This is a genomic window from Agrobacterium sp. NPDC058088 (assembly GCF_042885035.1).
Lineage (GTDB): Bacteria > Pseudomonadota > Alphaproteobacteria > Rhizobiales > Rhizobiaceae > Agrobacterium.
Map to the genome: position 1 here is coordinate 1 of NZ_JBHVSU010000004.1, position 17324 is coordinate 17324.

Genomic DNA, 17324 nt, shown 5'->3' on the forward strand with positions numbered 1-17324 from the left:
GGAACTGAATTTAAAAGGAAATTTGAGATTAGTCATACAGATTAATCAATTTTAACGCCTTTGGCCGTGCAAACGATAAGCAGGACGGGCCTTCCCCTATATGGGGTTTCCATTTCGCAATTAAAGGACGCGGGCGACCTTAAGGGATATCAGTCGGAAGACGGGCTGAAACGGGCAACCAGGGCATGTGCATTACCGGGATAGGTGAAGCGCACATAGGTCACGGCACCGGAATTGCTCCAGGTGCGACGCTCGACCACAAGACAGGCCTGCCTGTCTGAGATGCCGAGCAGACGCGCGATCTCCTTCGATGGCGACTCGGCGCTGATCCGATGTTCGGCAGTACTCCACGGAACATGGCCGAGCAGCCAGGGCCCCGGCGCGATTTCAGTAAAGTCGGTTTCAGCCGCTTCCGGCACTGCCGTCAGACTGATGAGGCGCTGCTCGACGCAGAATTCGCGCGCGCCGGCAAAATGGATGCAGAGAATGTCAAGCAACGGTGTTCCGACGGAAACATCCAGCCGCTCACGATCCACGCTTTTTGCACTGCGTCTATCGCGCCCCACGATCTTGAAGCCATATTCGAGGCCAAGGGATTCGACTTCCGCCCCGATGTCATGAATTTGGAGGACCGCAGACTGGATCTGCGGCTGACGAACGAAACTACCTGACTTTTTGCGGCGTTCGATCAAACCGGCCTTGGCGAGCTGGCCCATGACTTTATTCACCGTCATCCGCGAACAGTGATATTGATCAGCGAGGTCTACCTCGAAAGGCAGCCGGTGGCCCGGCGGCCATTCTCCTGAAACGATCCGGCCCTCTATATCGCTGAGGATACGCTGGTGAAGGGTCTGTCCGGCCGATGCTTTCGTCACGTCCGCAGTACCTTTCCCCATTGGCTTTTTTCCGTTTCCGTCGAGCCCATATCAGCTATCGAGGAGTTCGACTATGACCTCGTTGAAACGTGCCGATATTTCGCGGCGGTGGATATGCCGACCGGCTTGCACCTGTTTCTTGCCGCGCACCCAGACGGAATCGACGCCGACACCGCCCGCAAACATCCACTGATCGAGAATTTGGGATATTGAAAGATAAGGAACGGCGGAAATATCAAGGGCCACAAAGTCAGCGCTTTTCCCGCTTTCCAAGCCATTTGGCGACGCCAGAGCCCTGCCACCGCCTTCAAGCGCCTGTCGGAAGAGTTTTTCTCCGGTAGAATGGCCGGCATCGGCGATGACATTGCGTGCCCGATTCGAGAGGCGCTGCGAATATTCAAGCATTCGCAACTCTTCCGGCACTGAAATCAGAATATTGGAGTCGGATCCGACACCGTAATGCCCACCTTCGGCAAGAAAGACCGGAGCCGGGAAGATGCCGTCGCCGAGATTGGCCTCCGTGATCGGGCAGAGGCCGGCAATCGCACCGGTCTTTGCCATGCGTCTCGTTTCGGTTTCCGTCATGTGCGTCGCATGGATAAGGCACCAGCGGCCATCGACTGGCGCATTGTCCAGCAGCCATTCCACCGGCCGCGCACCGGAAAAAGCGAGCGAATCGTCCACTTCCTTCGTCTGTTCCGCCACATGAATATGGATCGGTCCGTCTTTTGCCAGCGGCTCGATGGATGCCAGCTCGGCGCCGGTCACGGCGCGGAGGCTATGCGGCGCGATACCGAGTGTAGCACCCGGCAATTTCTCCACTACGCCTTGCGCGCCCTGCATCAGCTTACCGTAACTGTCGAGCGAATGAATGAAGCGTTTCTGTCCGTCGATCGGCGCCTGACCGCCGAAACCGGAATGGGCGTAAAAGACTGGCAGCAAGGTGAGGCCGATGCCCGTTTGCGAAGCGGCAGCCCCGATACGCTCCGCCATTTCGGCAATATTGCTGTAATGCGAGCCGTCGCTGTCATTATGCAGGTAGTGGAATTCACCGACCCGACCGAAACCCGCCTCCAGCATTTCCATATAGAGCTGAGCGGCGACCGCCTCGACATGATCTGGCGTCATGGAGAGCGCAAATTTATACATGACGGTACGCCAGCTCCAGAAACTGTCGTCACCGGGACCGCGAGTTTCAGCAAGCCCGGCCATAGCGCGCTGAAAGGCGTGGCTGTGGAGATTGGGCATGGCCGGAACGATGACGGCGTGACGCTCATCCTGCGACTGGGGGGAAGCACCGGTTTCGACGGATGAAATAACGCCGTCCTTGCAGATAATGCGAACATCCGTCGCCCATCCACCCGCCAGAAGCGCTGCGCCCGCGTGAATTGCCGTCATGCCACCCTCTCCTTTGGTTCTTTCCGGCAAGGCCATTTCAAACCCGAAATTGCGGCTTGCCAAGCCGATTATTATGTATATACATTTAAGCCATAAAGGAAAGGCGAAAAGCAAATGCCAGGGAACAAATCTGCAAATGGAATGGCGACCGGGAACGCCACGGCTTTGTGGCGCAATGCCCGGCTGGCGACTTTCGATCCTGCCATGGATGGAATCGGCGCTGTCGAAAATGCCGCCATTGCCGTGCGTAACGGCCGCATTGCCTTTGCGGGCCCAGAAAGCGATCTGCCTGCTGATCTCGCGACGACCGATGAGACCACCGATTGCGGCGGCCGCTGGATCACACCCGCCTTGATCGACTGCCACACCCATCTCGTCTTCGGCGGCAATCGCGCCATGGAATTCGAGATGCGGCTGAATGGCGCCACCTATGAAGAGATCGCCAAAGCGGGCGGCGGCATCGTTTCTTCGGTGCGCGACACGCGCGCCCTTTCGGAAGAGGTTTTGGTGGCGCAGGCCCTGCCGCGTCTCGACACGCTTCTTTCCGAAGGTGTTTCCACCATAGAGATCAAATCCGGTTACGGTCTCGACATCGAAACCGAACTGAAGATGCTGCGCGTTGCACGCAGGCTCGAGACGCTGCGGCCCGTGCGCATCGTCACCAGTTATCTCGCCGCACACGCGACACCCGCGGACTACAAGGGTCGCAACGCCGACTATATTAACGAAGTCGTTCTGCCCGGGTTGGAAAAGGCCCATGCGGAAGGGCTGGCGGATGCGGTGGACGGTTTTTGCGAAGGCATCGCTTTTTCTGTCGCGGAGATCGACCGGGTGTTCGCCGCGGCAACGCAGCGCGGACTTCCTGTCAAGCTACATGCCGAGCAGCTTTCCAATCTCGGCGGTGCAGAGCTCGCTGCCTCCTACAACGCGCTTTCGGCCGATCATCTGGAATATCTCGACGAGGCTGGTGCGAAGGCGCTGGCAAAAGCGGGAACCGTGGCCGTGCTTCTGCCCGGCGCCTTTTATGCGCTCAGGGAAAAGCAGCTGCCGCCGGTGCAGGCGCTGCGGGATGCCGGAGCCGAGATCGCGCTTGCAACGGACTGCAACCCCGGCACGTCGCCGCTTACCTCGTTGCTCCTGACCATGAATATGGGCGCCACGCTTTTCCGCATGACCGTGGAAGAATGCCTGACGGCAACCACACGTCATGCGGCAAAGGCGCTCGGACTGCTTGCGGAAACCGGCACGCTGGAAGCCGGAAAATCCGCGGATTTTGCCATCTGGGATATCGAGCGCCCGGCCGAGCTTGTCTATCGAATCGGCTTCAATCCGCTCCATGCCCGCATTTTCAAGGGACAGAAGGTTTCCCCATGACCATGAAAACCATCACGCTTCATCCGGGCGCCGTGACGCTTGCTGAGCTTGCCGCAATCTACTGGGAAAACGGCACGGCAAAGCTCGACCGCTCCTTCGATGCGGGCATTGAGAAGGCAGCGGCCCGCATTGCCGAAATCGCCGCCGGCAATGCGCCGGTCTACGGCATCAATACCGGTTTCGGGAAACTTGCCTCCATCAAGATCGACGCAGCGGATGTCGCGACGCTGCAGCGCAATCTCATACTGTCGCATTGCTGCGGGGTTGGCGCACCGCTTCCTGAAAATATCGTGCGGCTGATCATGGCGTTGAAGCTGGTTTCTCTCGGCCGCGGCGCATCCGGTGTGCGGCTGGAACTGGTTCGGTTGATCGAGGGCATGCTGGAAAAGGGCGTCATCCCCGTCATTCCTGAAAAGGGATCGGTCGGCGCATCCGGCGACCTCGCGCCGCTTGCCCATATGGCGGCAGTGATGATGGGTGAAGGCGAGGCCTTTTATGAAGGTGCGCTTGTTCCCGCCGGCGCAGCGCTTGCGAAGGCCGGGCTGACGCCGGTGGTTCTTGCGGCAAAAGAAGGTCTCGCTCTGATCAACGGCACGCAAACATCGACCGCACTGGCACTTGCCGGTCTTTTCCGCGCCCATCGCGCTGCACAGGCAGCGCTTGTGACCGGCGCGCTTTCCACCGACGCCGCCATGGGGTCGTCTGCTCCTTTCCACCCCGATATTCACAGCCTACGTGGTCATAAGGGCCAGATTGATGCGGGAGCAGCGCTTCGCAATCTGCTGGAAGGTTCGGAAATCCGCGTCAGCCATATCGAAGGCGACGAGCGGGTGCAGGACCCCTATTGCATCCGCTGCCAGCCGCAGGTCGACGGCGCCTGCCTCGATCTTCTGCGGCAGGTGGCCCGCACGCTGGAAATCGAAGCCAATGCGGTAACCGACAATCCGCTGGTGCTTTCAGACAATTCCGTCGTTTCCGGCGGCAATTTCCATGCCGAGCCGGTCGCCTTCGCCGCCGATCAGACGGCGCTCGCCATCTGCGAAATCGGTGCAATCGCCCAACGCCGCGTGGCGCTGCTGGTCGATCCGGCGCTTTCTTATGGCCTGCCGGCGTTTCTTTCCAAAAAACCGGGCCTGAATTCTGGCCTGATGATCGCCGAAGTCACATCCGCCGCGCTGATGAGCGAGAACAAACAGATGGCGCATCCGGCCTCGGTCGATTCGACACCGACATCGGCGAATCAGGAAGACCATGTGTCGATGGCCTGCCACGGTGCGCGTCGGTTGCTGCCGATGACGGACAATCTCTTTGCCATTCTCGGGATCGAAGCGCTTTCAGCCGTGCAGGGCGTGGAGTTGCGTGGGCCGCTGAAAACGAGCCCAGAATTGCAAAAGGCAATTGCCGCGTTGCGTGCCGTAGTCCCGTCACTGGAGGAAGACCGCTATATGGCACCGGATTTGAAGGCTGCAGCGGAGCTCATTGCGTCCGGCGCGCTGGTTTCGGTGATTTCTGGCGGCATTCTGCCGAAGCTGGAGGTTTGAGAATGATGCACGTTTTATCCTCCTCCTCCAACTCTGGTCGTGCACTGGGTTTGCCCCCCTCTGCCCTGCCGGGCATCTCCCCCTCAAGGGGGGAGAACAGATGCCGTGCCCGCTCGTTCAATAGATACAGAGTTATCCGCTTGCCGATCTCCCCCCTCAAGGGGGAGATGCCCGGCAGGGCAGAGGGGGGTAACCCCACGGCAAAGAGGGGCAATCGATGAACACGCCCTTCACGCTTCATCAAGGCACCTCGCCGATCATCCTCGGGCTGCCCCACACCGGCACGGATGTACCAGCCGACATTTGGGATCGTCTCAACGACAACGGCAGGCTCCTCGCCGATACGGACTGGCATATCCATGAGCTCTATGACGGGCTTATCGAGAATGCGACGACGGTTCGGGCGACGTTCCATCGTTATGTGATCGACGCCAACCGCGACCCGGCGGGGGTGAGCCTCTATCCTGGCCAAAACACGACCGGTCTCGTTCCTGAGACTGATTTCGATGGTAAGTCGATCTGGACTAAAGGGCAGGAGCCCACAGAGGGCGACATCGCCTATCGCCTTGAAAACTTCCACGCGCCTTATCACGCCGCCCTTGGGGCGGAAATCGAACGGGTCAAATCCATCCATGGCATCGCCATTCTCTATGATTGCCATTCGATCCGCTCGCATATCCCCTTTCTGTTCGAGGGCAAGCTGCCGGATTTCAACATCGGTACGGATATGGGCAAGACCTGCGATCCGGCGATCGAGAAAATCGCCGTTGAGGTCACCGCTGCGGCACAGGGTTATGACAGCATTCTGAACGGCCGCTTCAAAGGTGGCTGGACGACGCGCCATTACGGAAATCCGAAGACCGGCGTGCATGCCATTCAGATGGAGCTGGCGCAGTCCACCCATCTTCAAACCGAGCACCCGCCTTTTGCCTATGACACGGGCAAAGCCGAACGGCTCCGCGCCCATCTCAAGACCATTCTCACGCGCATGGAACAATTTGCGCTCGACACAAAATGATAAGGGGAAAGCACATGAACAATCCACGCCACAATATTCGCGATGTCCGCGCGCCGCAGGGCACTGAACTCAATGCCAAAAGCTGGATGACGGAAGCGCCGCTGCGCATGCTGATGAACAATCTCGATCCTGACGTCGCCGAGCGCCCGCATGAGCTTGTCGTTTATGGCGGCATCGGCCGCGCCGCCCGCACCTGGGACGATTTCGACCGCATCGTCGCGACGCTGAAGGATCTGAACGAGGATGAAACCCTCATCGTACAGTCCGGCAAGCCGGTCGGCGTGTTTCGCACCCACAAGGATGCGCCGCGCGTCCTGATCGCCAACTCCAACCTGGTGCCGCATTGGGCGAACTGGGATCATTTCAACGAGCTGGATAAGAAGGGCCTTGCGATGTATGGCCAGATGACGGCCGGTTCGTGGATTTACATCGGCACGCAGGGCATCGTGCAGGGCACCTATGAAACCTTCGTGGAAGCCGGCCGCCAGCATTATGACGGCAACCTGAAGGGCAAATGGATCCTGACCGGCGGTCTCGGCGGCATGGGCGGCGCACAGCCGCTGGCTGCCGTCATGGCCGGCGCCTGCTGCCTGGCCGTCGAATGTGATGAAACCCGTGTCGATTTCCGCCTGCGTACCCGTTATGTCGATGCGAAGGCCCACACACTCGATGAGGCGTTGGCGCTGATCGACCAGTGGACCAAGGCAGGCGAAGCGAAATCCGTCGGCCTGATCGGCAATGCCGCGGAAATTTTCCCGGAACTCGTCCGTCGCGGCGTTCGCCCCGATATCGTCACCGACCAGACCTCGGCGCATGACCCGGTCCATGGCTATCTTCCCGCCGGATGGACCGTTGCCGAATGGCGCGCCAAGCAGGAAAGCGACCCGAAGGCCGTCGCCGCTGCCGCCCGCACCTCGATGAAGGTGCATGTTCAGGCCATGGTCGATTTCTGGAACGCCGGTGTCCCAACGCTTGACTACGGCAACAATATTCGCCAGGTCGCCAAGGATGAGGGGCTGGAGAACGCATTCGCCTTCCCGGGCTTCGTGCCTGCCTATATCCGCCCGCTTTTTTGCCGGGGCATCGGCCCGTTCCGTTGGGCCGCCCTTTCTGGTGACCCGGAAGATATCTACAAGACCGACGCCAAGGTGAAGGAACTGCTGCCTGATAACAAGCACCTGCACAACTGGCTGGACATGGCGCGTGAGCGCATCGCATTCCAGGGCCTGCCGGCGCGCATATGCTGGGTCGGGCTTGGCGACCGCCATCGGCTGGGGCTTGCCTTCAACGAAATGGTCAAGAACGGCGAACTGAAGGCACCAATCGTCATCGGCCGCGACCATCTCGACTCGGGCTCGGTCGCTTCGCCCAACCGCGAAACTGAAGCAATGAAGGACGGTTCGGATGCCGTTTCCGACTGGCCGCTCCTCAACGCTCTGCTCAACACCGCATCCGGTGCTACTTGGGTATCGTTGCACCACGGCGGCGGTGTCGGCATGGGCTTCTCGCAGCATTCCGGCATGGTCATCTGCGCCGACGGCACCGATGATGCGGCACGCCGGCTGGAGCGCGTGCTGTGGAACGACCCGGCAACCGGCGTCATGCGCCATGCCGATGCCGGTTATGACATCGCCGTGGAATGCGCCAAGGAGCAGGGCCTGCGCCTGCCCGGCATTCTGGGTAATTGATTATTGTGCCGCGCGGTCCATCGCCGCGCGGCTTTCGCCTTCCGCAAACCAAGCCGGACGACTAGTATCCAACCCGCTCCTCCGTCTGAAACTTCCGAGTCGATTTTCTCGTTGTTACTGTCGCTCAGGCATAACGGTTCATTTTCGCGCCGACTATAACGCGGCGAGCTTTGATGGAGTGCGGAAGATAAGCATGGCACCACGACGTATCTCATTTGGCCTTTCCTTTTTGATTGGTGCAATTTTTCCCGCTTTCTCTTTCACCGTCGCTGCAGCCTCCGAAGCCCAAAAGGCCGTTCCGGTAAGAATTGATGTCGGCGGATACAAGCTGAACAGCCTGTTGATCGAACCGCAGAAAAAGGAAGACCTGCCGCCGATCGTTTTCCTGCACGGCGCGAGTGCAAGTCTTTATGATCCGCTATTTTCCTTCGCGGACAAACTGCGCGGCCGCGCAAGACTCCTATTCATAGACAGGCCGGGCCATGGCGGCTCCGACACTGGCGGCAGGGACAATATTCTGCCGGATGGGCAGGCTGATGCCGTGGCTCAGGTGATGAAAAAGCGCGGCATCCACAAGGCCATCATCGTCGGCCACTCCTTTGGCGGCGCCATCACCGCGGCATTCGCGCTTCGCCACCCGAAGATGGTGTCCGGCCTGGTGTTTCTTTCTCCTGCGGTTTACCCTTGGCCGGGAGGAATTGCCTGGTATTACACGGCAGCAAGCGCCCCGGTGACTGGCCCGCTTTTTTCGGCCTTCGTCGCGCCACCGGCGGGTTTCCTCGCACTCGACCAGGCGACGCGCGGGGTTTTTGCTCCTAACAAGCGTCCCCCAGACTATATCGAGGCAACCCGAGCATGGGCGGCATTGCGGCCGAAAGCTTTTCGCCATAACGCGCAGGAAGTTGCCGCGTTGAATGCATGGGCGCGGAGCACCGCGCCGAATTACTCCAAGATCAAGGCGCCTACCATCATCATAACCGGCGACACGGACAATGTGGTTTCACCAGAAATTCACTCTCGCCAGCTAGCACGCGATATCGACAAGTCGGTCCTGATCGTTGTGAAAAATCTCGGACACAAGTCAGACTACGTTGCGCGTGATCTTGTTGTCGAGGCGATCGAGAAACTCGCCGGAAAAAGGGTCGATCTACACACAGCGCAAAAGCGGCTTGAAGAACTTATCGCCGGCGATGGGAACTAACGCCCTCCTATCCAGCCGAACGCCTAGGGAATGCAGAAGATGAGGCACCTCCAAAAAAGCACCTACACGTCAATGCCCTGGAAAAATGGCGGCGGTGTAACAACCGAGATCATCGTTCATCCCGCAAACGCCTCGATGGCGGATTTCGACTGGCGCATCAGCATGGCCAACGTTGCGCAAGACGGGCCATTTTCAATATTTCCAGGGATTGACCGCACGCTCTGCATCCTCCAGGGGAACGGTATGAGCCTCGGTATAGACGCGCATGCGCCTGTAGCGTTGACCACGGAGAGCGACCCCCTGCCCTTCGCTGCGGATGTTCCGGTAGACGCCGTTTTGACGGATGGTCCCATCGTCGATCTCAATGTCATGTCTCGTCGCGGACACTATGCGCATTGCGTCGAAAGACACCGCGGCGCGCTCACTGTTCATTCAACTGTTTCAACGGTGACATTAATTTTTGCCACTGATCCTGTCAGCGTCTCATCGACCGGAGAAACCATGCATCTGCAACCACGCGACAGCCTTCTGCTCGAGCCCGGTGCCGGATTTGCCGTAAACGGCGGTGAAGGGAATGGTCGTTTCTTCGTCGTGATGTTTGATCAGGTCTAAAGCTGCGTCCTCTCAATCAAGCCCAAGCGGATCGGTAACCCGTGGCCATAACCCAAGGCTCGCCTTGCGGTAGGGCGTTTTTGCCGGATCGGTGGGATAGGAGGTGGGGGCTGCTATATAAACGATCTCCGCCGCGATGGGCGCGAAACCCGCGTGAAAGTGGTTGGTGGACTTGACGAGCAGAGCGTCTTTTTTCGCAAAATCGATCCCGAGATTGGAAAAGATATCCGGCTCATAAGTTTGCGTTCGGCTGGTGATGAGAATGATATCGATTTCGGTGCCGATCGGCCGGACGACGGCGGCGCGGCCGAGCGTGACACGGCTGTTGCGAAAACTCTGCCAACCGGCTTCGACCGTCCGCATGACCTTGATCCGGAAATCAAGCGGCTCCCCCCCTTGCGGACTGGATTTGCCGCCGATGCGCAAATCGATCTCCGCTCCCTCGCCCGCAGCGTGACAGAAGGACACTGCAATCGGATCCCAAATGGTTGCGACGGCGAAATTGTCCATGCCGCGCTCCACCATGCGCCGCAGAATATGTGTGGCGTCGCCGGCGACACCGCCGCCAGGATTATCCCAGATGTCCGAAACAACGACCGGCTTCTCCGGATTGTTGCTGCGAATGGTGAGAACAAGGTCCAGACCCGATTCCGTATCCAGCATCGGCATCGCGGTCAGTTTCCGCATCGCATAAAGCTCACGTCCGAGTTCTTCGGCCAGTGCATCACCCTTTTGCTTGTCATTGTCGGTGACGACAACGATACGGGTTCCCATATCCGGCACGTCGCCGGCCATGAAACCGTGAATGACGGAAATGGACAGGATACCGTCTTTGCCCTCCATCGCCTTCAATCGGTCGACATAAGAGCGCATCGGTTCGCGGCTGGTCGGGTAGATGGTGATCATACGGCAATCGAAGGTGGAGATGACCGGACTGATCTCCCCCCGAAGCGTGCGCAGCGCCATTTCCACGACATGCTCACCGCGCTCTTCGAAATCCGTATGGGGGAATTCCAGAAACGTCGCCATGATATCGAGATTTTTGACCCGAAGCGCCGTTAGATGACTGTGGGGATCAAATTCTGCCGCGACCAGCACATCCGGCCCGACCATTGCCCGGATGCGGGATAGAAAATCTCCTTCCGGGTCGTCATAACCCTGCGCCACCATGGCGCCGTGCAGGCCAAGCACCACGGCATCCACCGGCAGTGCAGCGGCAAGCTCGGCAAGAATGGTATCCCGCAGCGTTTCATAGGTCTGCCGCTGAATGAGACCCGCCGGTTCCGCCCAGCAGGACGTGCCTTCGATCACCGTAAACCCTTCCGCTTTCCCGCGGCGGCGCAGAATAGGCACGGGCGACGAGCAGAGTGTCGGCGTTTCCGGATGCTCCCCCGGACCGGCATAAAAAGCCGCGCGAAATGCGTCCATATCCGTCGGAACGGGTGAAAACGTATTGGTTTCAGTGGCGAGCGACGCCGTGAAGATGCGCATGTCTTTCGATTCTCGTTGCCGGTATCTGCATTCTCGCAGCTTCCGATTCATAATTTAATTAGCCGGGTAATTTTACCAGACCGTTCCCCGTGCCGCGACCTGTTCCACCCGGGTTACAACGCCATTTCGATGGAACACCATCCGGTCGAACAGATTGCTGACGACGCAGGTGTGGTTCGGTACGACTTGAACCACATCACCGATTTCAGGTCGGCTCGAAACGCAGCCGGATAGATCGACAACCGCGTGTTCTTCCGAAAGTGAAGTGATTTTTGCGCCTTCATAACCTTCGATCAGCCCATAATCGGTGAAACCAAGAAGATCCGAGGTCAGGGCCTTGGAGCCGCAATCCAGCACTGCCCGATCGGCCGTCGGTTTTGATACGACGGTGGCGAGAACATGCATCGCAAGATCCCAAGCGCTACAGTGCCCGGCGCGCAGCATCGAACGGTCATTATAGACATAGGTGCCGGCCCGATGTTCGGTGGCGGAAGGAACAAGATGGGCGGAATAGAAATCCGGTGAGCCGCCGCTGGATCGAACTGGGCAGTCTATGCCCTTTGCCGCAAGCAATGCCATGGTCCTGCGAATGAAGTTTTCCACCGTCTCGGCGCCGCCCGGTGCCGGATAGGTCAAAATGCCCTTGAATATGAGGCCCGGTGCCGCGACGATCTGTTCCGCAAGCGCCAATGCCGCTTCCGGCGTCTGCACGCCGCAGCGCTTGCCACCCGTATCGCATTCGACCAGAACGGCCAGCGGTCTTTCCGCATCAAATGTATCCGCAAGACCGGCAATCGTCACGGAGCTGTCGGCCACGACACTCAGCCTGCCGATGCGTGCATTCAGCGCCTTCAGCCGTGAGAGCTTGACCGCACCGAGAATATTGTAAGTGATCAGAATATCCTCGAAGCCGGCATCCGCAAAAACCTCCGCCTCGCTGACCTTCTGGCAGTTGATGCCGATCGCACCCGCCTGAAGCTGCTGCTTGGCAATGGCTGGTATCTTGTGCGTCTTGATATGCGGCCGAAAGGCCTTGCCATGCGCATCAAGATACGATTGCGCCTTGAGGATATTGGCTGCGAGCCTGTCCTCATCAATAACGGGCATGGGCGTCGAAATCGCATTGAGGGCTGTGCCCGCATCCGGCCAGGGATAGCTCATCATCTACTCGCAAAATTGTAAAACGGGGGCCTCAAACCAGCGGTTTATAGGCGATAACGTCCATTTCCACCTTGGCGTCCACCATCAGCGGCGATTGAACGGTCGAGCGCGCCGGCGGATGATCGATGAAATGTTTCTGGAAAACAGCGTTAAAGCTCGAGAAATCCCGGGCATCATCCAGCCAGACATTCACCTTGACCACATCGGCCAGCGTACAATCGGCAAGCGCCAGAACATCCCTGATATTCGCGACGACCTGCTCGGTCTGCGCTACGATGCCTCCAGTTACCACCTCGCCATCGACGGTAGGAACCTGGCCTGAGACGTAAACGAAATCGCCCGCACGCACGGCCTTGGAAAAGGGCCGGCGCTGTCCACCAGCCTGATTGTCCGCCGCCTCGTACCTAATCAGCTTCTGCTTTTCCACAAGACCTCGCAAATTATTTTCATAATGTTACAATATTTCGAGCTTTATAGCCCGTTTCGCGTCGTATTTCCACAACTGATGTAAATTATTTAGCAAACAAGCTTTCATAGACGTCATCTGGCCATCGATGACCAGTTTTTATGTACAATCAGGAAATATACCCGTCGTCCGCTGAAAGCGGAAGGCAATGCGCGCCTTCTATTATAGCGAGCTGCTGTTGCCGACATCACGCAAGTCGCCGGCACGCCAGCACGCAAAGTTTGCCGCGGCTAACACGGTGCGTGATAGGTCCTCGCGACCGCGGGAGACTATATGCTCTCGCTGGCCTTTAAGCCGTTCAACCCTGGGCGGAAACCCTGTCCGTTGTTGAGCCGATCCTATCCGTAACGGCCTGCGCGATCTTCTGCGCCTGCACGCGAATATCTGGAACAGCCGTTATCTCCCAAAAACGTCCCGCCGTCAGCGCACCCGCGGCGAAAAGACCGGGCCAGCTCTCCCCATCCCTTTGTAACAAACGGGACTGGTCATCTACCTCGACGCCCAGGCCGAAGGGATCGAGCAAGAGAACCTCGTCATCCCGCATGGTTTCCAGAAGGCGAGAATGGCCAATACCTGCGCGTTCCATGCCTGTACAATTAATCACCCAATCGACCTGCAGCTCTTTCAGTATCTGCGTGTGCCTGCGGCGATAACGCAAGGTGACCCCTTCCGCCTCTTCATCGATCGAGCGAAGGTAACCCGCGTGGATCTCGAGAACACCCTCCAAAAGCAACTTTGCGAAAGCACCGGAAACCTCAGGCGCAATGCGGTGCCGGTGAATATTCCACCATGGCAGGGCATGTCGAAGAAAGCGGCTGCGCTGCGCTGCCGTAAGGCTCTGCCAGAGCGCTTGCGTTTTCGGCCGTAAACCATCCATTACGGCGCGCCATGGTGCTCCCTCTCTCACCTGCCTGCGCAGGCTCTGCAAAATCAGGCTGATCTCGGTCGTCCCGTGAGGCAGAGATACTTCCGCAGGAGGCAATGGCGGGCTGACATGCGGGTGCGGCACCAACCCGCGGCGGGACAGGACATGGATTGGGCCCCAATGCCCCTTCCCGCGCAGGGTCAAAACCTGATCAATCATCGTCAGGCCTGAACCCAGAATACAGATTCGATCACTAGCTTTGACTTTGGACAGCCATCCCGGTTGCCAGCAATGGCTGATAATCCGGCGCGGTTCACCTTCATCTTTTGCGACAGTTTGCACCGGCAAACTCGCCGAGCCGACACCGAGACATAGGATCACATTCTTTGCATTCAGCTGCTCATCATTTTCGAGGACAAAGGAAAAGCCACCCGCGCCGTCGGGCCGACAGGATGAAGCTTTGGCCCGGATGAAATCCACCCTCGCCCGCTGCTCCCTGCTTCTCAGCAAGTTTGCCAGCCTGTCTCGCAGATAGAGGCCATAGTCACCGCGCGAGGCAAAAGCCAGGGGGTCTGTGGTGATACCGTTTTCCCCTAGCCAATCGACGAAGTCGTTCGGCCGATCAGGAAAGACGCTCATTCTTCCCGCCGGCACATTCAGCCGGTGATAGGGCAGCTCTGTACGATAAGCAGTACCACGCCCGAAATCCGATTCGTCACCGACGATGGCGATGGAGGCCTCCGCCGGCAGGGACGATAAAAGATGGGCGGCGGTACAGATGGCCGAGAAACCCGACCCGACAAGAGCGACATCATAGGACATATATTCCTCCAACCTGCGACAGTCCAGGACGGCCGACCGACAAGCGCGGCCGAACAATACCCTAGTCAGCAAGTAGAGATTAAACACATGCCAATGTCCACCCCACACTTCCTGCCATTATAATTCTCGAAGCGGGTAGCCAGTCGAGCCTGAAGTTAGCCGCGGCTAACTTTGAAAATGACGCGAAGAGCATGCCAGAAATATCCGGATTTCACGTCTCCATATACTCACAAAAGAAAAGTTAGCCGCGGCTAACCGTCAAACGGTCACAAAAAGCAAATGTGATTCTTCCACAATGCTTTAGCGGCGGTTTCGCACCTGAGAAAAAAGCCTATTGCGCCGAAAAGAGAATCGGCGCTTATATCTCAGTTGCGGAAAAAACCGCCTTTTTCGAAAAAAACCGCTACTGCAATTTTGAGCGAAAGAAGACCGATGACACAGAGTGCCGATTTAAGACGTGCCGCAGGAGCACCTGACCTGACGAGTCTTATACAACAGCATTCGGCTGCGTTGTCAGCCCAATTGCAGGCTCATAATGCAAATACATTTTCCCCGCATACCGAAAAGAGCATGCGGCATTTTTCTCCAGCCGAAACCGCACGATTAATTGGCATCGGCGAGGCCTATCTTCGCCAGATCGCTTCCGAACGCCCCGAGCTCGATGCCGCCCAGGCGTCAGGCCGTCGTTCCTATTCTGTAGAGGATATGGACGAGATTAGAAAATTTTTGGACCAGGGTGCCCGCGGTACCCGACGTTATCTGCCGCATCGCCGTGAGGGTGAAGAGTTGCAGGTCATCGCGGTCATGAACTTCAAGGGCGGTTCGGGGAAAACCACGACCTCGGCGCATCTGGCGCAATATCTGGCGCTGCGCGGTTACCGCGTTCTCGCCATCGATCTCGACCCGCAGGCCAGTCTCTCCGCTCTCTTCGGCCACCAGCCGGAAATTGACGTCGGCCCGAACGAAACGCTTTATGGTGCGATCCGTTACGACGACGAGCGTCGGCCGATCGCCGAGATCGTTCGCGGTACCTATATTCCCAATCTCCATATCGTTCCCGGCAATCTGGAGCTGATGGAGTTCGAACATGATACGCCCCGTGCGCTGATGCGCCGTGCGCCGGGTGATACGCTATTTTTCGCCCGCATCGGCCAGGCCATCGCCCAGGCGCAGAATTTCTACGATGTCGTCGTCATCGATTGCCCGCCGCAGCTCGGTTATCTGACGCTTTCGGCGCTCACGGCTGCGACATCCGTTCTCGTTACCGTTCACCCGCAGATGCTGGACGTGATGTCCATGAACCAGTTTCTTGCCATGACCGGTGATCTTCTCGCCGAAATCGGCAGGGCCGGAGCGCGCTCGGACTACAACTGGATGCGGTACCTGATCACCCGTTTCGAACCGAGCGACGGGCCGCAGAACCAGATGGTCGCCTTCCTGCGCTCCATCTTCGGCGAAAACGTCCTCATCCACCCCATGCTGAAAAGCACAGCGGTTTCGGATGCCGGATTGACCAACCAGACACTTTTCGAAGTGGAAAGAACCCAGTTCACGCGGTCCACCTATGACCGTGCGCTGGAAGCCATGAACAACGTAAACGCTGAAATCGAAGGACTGATTAAAAAAGCGTGGGGTAGGGCAGCATGAGCAGAAAACAAATCTTCGCCAATCTTGGCACCCCGGCCGGCGACAGCAATGAGACCGCATCCGAGCGGTCACGTCCGCGTATCAGGCCCATTCTCGGCTCTCCTGAGCTGGTGACGGATGTTCTGAATTCTCCTGTCGGCATGATCGGCCAGTCGCTTAGCGAGGTATCGGAACGCGCCAAGCGCGCAGAAGAGATCGAAAAGCAGCTCGCGGAAGGTCTAACGATCGTTTCGCTCAATCCTGCCGATATCGATCCTTCCTTCATACCGGATCGCATGCCAGCCTCCGAAGAGGCGGATGCCGGACTGGTTGAAGCCATTCGTGAGCAGGGCCAGCAGGTTCCCATTCTCGTGCGCCCGCATCCCGATTTTCCGGGTCGTTATCAGGTTGCTTTCGGCCATCGTCGCCTGCGCGCCGTCTCCCGCCTCGGTATTCCGGTCAAGGCGGTCGTTCGTGATCTCAGCGACGAGCAGCTCGTCGTGGCCCAGGGACAGGAAAATAACGAGCGTCGCGATCTCACCTATATCGAAAAGGCACGCTTCGCCCAGAAACTGCAGATGCGGTTTCCGCGGGATACGATCATGGCCGCCATGTCGCTGTACAAGGGCGACCTTTCCAACATGCTGTCGGTTGTCGGCCGCATTCCTGAGGATCTGGTCGATCTCATTGGCCCCGCCCCGACTGTCGGCCGGCGTAACTGGATGGACCTGGCCGATCAGCTCTCCTCTTCACAGGTCAAGGAAGCGGCTCGTGCCTATGTGAAGGATGCTTCGGTTGCAGCCCTGCCATCGGAAGAACGCTTCAAATCGCTACTGGATTTTCTGAAGCCCAAAGCGCAGGCCAAAAAAGCCGGCGTTTGGTCATCAGAAACCGGAGGGCGACTGGCAAAGGTGGTCGAGAGCGACCGCAAGCTGGATATTTCTATCGACAAGAACGAAGCGCCGGAATTTGCCGAATTCGTTCTCGAACATCTTCAGACGCTGTTTGCCGAATACCGGTCCAAACAGTGAGTTTTAACGTGAACCACTAACAGGAGACGCATCACAAAAGAAAAAAGCCCCCGAACGTTGCCGCGCGGAAGCCTTTCTTTGATTTAAGCACCCGAAGAATCTCATTTCCGCGAATCATAGTCAAGAGTCTTGGCATCGAATTTTTCGGTGAGCGA

14 protein-coding genes are annotated in these 17324 nt (G+C 58.1%); 8 read left to right on the forward strand and 6 right to left on the reverse strand.

Going from position 1 to position 17324, the window contains the following annotated elements; genetic code table 11:
• Positions 1-149: 149 nt before the first annotated feature.
• Together hutC and ACFVTJ_RS13190 are read right to left on the reverse strand one after the other, a co-directional pair.
• Positions 150-896, reverse strand: a complete 747-nt coding sequence (hutC, locus tag ACFVTJ_RS13185; RefSeq protein ID WP_386908047.1) for a histidine utilization repressor — start codon at positions 894-896, stop codon at positions 150-152.
• 30 nt (positions 897-926) lie between these two features.
• Positions 927-2273, reverse strand: a complete 1347-nt coding sequence (locus ACFVTJ_RS13190; protein ID WP_386908049.1) for a formimidoylglutamate deiminase — start codon at positions 2271-2273, stop codon at positions 927-929.
• 141 nt (positions 2274-2414) lie between these two features.
• Between ACFVTJ_RS13190 and hutI the strand changes: the two genes are divergently transcribed.
• From hutI to ACFVTJ_RS13220, 6 genes are all read left to right on the forward strand, one after another.
• Positions 2415-3647, forward strand: a complete 1233-nt coding sequence (hutI, locus tag ACFVTJ_RS13195) for an imidazolonepropionase (RefSeq protein ID WP_386908051.1) — start codon at positions 2415-2417, stop codon at positions 3645-3647.
• Positions 3644-5188 (forward strand): histidine ammonia-lyase, encoded by a 1545-nt coding sequence (hutH, locus tag ACFVTJ_RS13200; protein ID WP_386908053.1) that lies wholly within the window; start codon positions 3644-3646, stop codon positions 5186-5188. Before hutI ends, hutH begins: the two co-directional genes overlap by 4 nt.
• Before the next feature lie 217 nt (positions 5189-5405).
• Positions 5406-6206, forward strand: a complete 801-nt coding sequence (gene hutG, locus ACFVTJ_RS13205) for an N-formylglutamate deformylase (protein WP_386908054.1) — start codon at positions 5406-5408, stop codon at positions 6204-6206.
• Positions 6207-6220: 14 nt separating this feature from the next.
• Entirely contained in the window at positions 6221-7894 is a 1674-nt protein-coding gene (gene hutU, locus ACFVTJ_RS13210; RefSeq protein ID WP_386908056.1) for a urocanate hydratase, read from the forward strand.
• 193 nt (positions 7895-8087) lie between these two features.
• Positions 8088-9095: an alpha/beta fold hydrolase gene (locus tag ACFVTJ_RS13215; protein ID WP_386908651.1), complete on the forward strand. Its 1008-nt coding sequence runs from the start codon at positions 8088-8090 to the stop codon at positions 9093-9095.
• A gap of 39 nt (positions 9096-9134) precedes the next feature.
• Positions 9135-9707 (forward strand): HutD family protein, encoded by a 573-nt coding sequence (locus ACFVTJ_RS13220; RefSeq protein WP_386908653.1) that lies wholly within the window; start codon positions 9135-9137, stop codon positions 9705-9707.
• Positions 9708-9719: 12 nt separating this feature from the next.
• Here ACFVTJ_RS13220 and ACFVTJ_RS13225 read toward each other — a convergent pair whose 3' ends face one another.
• From ACFVTJ_RS13225 to ACFVTJ_RS13240, 4 genes are all read right to left on the reverse strand, one after another.
• Positions 9720-11198 (reverse strand): M81 family metallopeptidase, encoded by a 1479-nt coding sequence (locus ACFVTJ_RS13225; RefSeq protein ID WP_386908058.1) that lies wholly within the window; start codon positions 11196-11198, stop codon positions 9720-9722.
• Between the two features lie 72 nt (positions 11199-11270).
• Complete coding sequence (locus ACFVTJ_RS13230; protein WP_386908059.1) at positions 11271-12359, reverse strand: D-TA family PLP-dependent enzyme; 1089 nt, start codon at positions 12357-12359, stop codon at positions 11271-11273.
• Between the two features lie 31 nt (positions 12360-12390).
• The gene (locus ACFVTJ_RS13235; RefSeq protein ID WP_386908061.1) at positions 12391-12786 is read right to left on the reverse strand and encodes a RidA family protein; all 396 of its coding nucleotides are present in this window, start codon (positions 12784-12786) and stop codon (positions 12391-12393) included.
• Positions 12787-13123: 337 nt separating this feature from the next.
• Positions 13124-14512, reverse strand: coding sequence for an FAD/NAD(P)-binding protein (locus tag ACFVTJ_RS13240; protein ID WP_386908063.1), 1389 nt, complete (start codon positions 14510-14512; stop codon positions 13124-13126).
• Positions 14513-14944: 432 nt separating this feature from the next.
• Between ACFVTJ_RS13240 and repA the strand changes: the two genes are divergently transcribed.
• Together repA and repB are read left to right on the forward strand one after the other, a co-directional pair.
• Positions 14945-16159, forward strand: a complete 1215-nt coding sequence (repA, locus tag ACFVTJ_RS13245; protein WP_269710975.1) for a plasmid partitioning protein RepA — start codon at positions 14945-14947, stop codon at positions 16157-16159.
• Entirely contained in the window at positions 16156-17169 is a 1014-nt protein-coding gene (gene repB / locus ACFVTJ_RS13250; RefSeq protein WP_386908065.1) for a plasmid partitioning protein RepB, read from the forward strand. The genes repA and repB overlap by 4 nt, the downstream gene beginning before the upstream one ends.
• Positions 17170-17324 lie beyond the last annotated feature (155 nt).

Bases quoted from the DNA above. Each gene is read 5' to 3' on its own strand.
- hutC (WP_386908047.1), bottom strand. From the start codon at position 896: ATGGGGAAAGGTACTGCGGACGTGACGAAAGCATCGGCCGGACAGACC.
- ACFVTJ_RS13190 (WP_386908049.1), bottom strand. From the start codon at position 2,273: ATGACGGCAATTCACGCGGGCGCAGCGCTTCTGGCGGGTGGATGGGCG.
- hutI (WP_386908051.1), top strand. From the start codon at position 2,415: ATGGCGACCGGGAACGCCACGGCTTTGTGGCGCAATGCCCGGCTGGCG.
- hutH (WP_386908053.1), top strand. From the start codon at position 3,644: ATGACCATGAAAACCATCACGCTTCATCCGGGCGCCGTGACGCTTGCT.
- hutG (WP_386908054.1), top strand. From the start codon at position 5,406: ATGAACACGCCCTTCACGCTTCATCAAGGCACCTCGCCGATCATCCTC.
- hutU (WP_386908056.1), top strand. From the start codon at position 6,221: ATGAACAATCCACGCCACAATATTCGCGATGTCCGCGCGCCGCAGGGC.
- ACFVTJ_RS13215 (WP_386908651.1), top strand. From the start codon at position 8,088: ATGGCACCACGACGTATCTCATTTGGCCTTTCCTTTTTGATTGGTGCA.
- ACFVTJ_RS13220 (WP_386908653.1), top strand. From the start codon at position 9,135: ATGAGGCACCTCCAAAAAAGCACCTACACGTCAATGCCCTGGAAAAAT.
- ACFVTJ_RS13225 (WP_386908058.1), bottom strand. From the start codon at position 11,198: ATGCGCATCTTCACGGCGTCGCTCGCCACTGAAACCAATACGTTTTCA.
- ACFVTJ_RS13230 (WP_386908059.1), bottom strand. From the start codon at position 12,359: ATGAGCTATCCCTGGCCGGATGCGGGCACAGCCCTCAATGCGATTTCG.
- ACFVTJ_RS13240 (WP_386908063.1), bottom strand. From the start codon at position 14,512: ATGTCCTATGATGTCGCTCTTGTCGGGTCGGGTTTCTCGGCCATCTGT.
- repA (WP_269710975.1), top strand. From the start codon at position 14,945: ATGACACAGAGTGCCGATTTAAGACGTGCCGCAGGAGCACCTGACCTG.
- repB (WP_386908065.1), top strand. From the start codon at position 16,156: ATGAGCAGAAAACAAATCTTCGCCAATCTTGGCACCCCGGCCGGCGAC.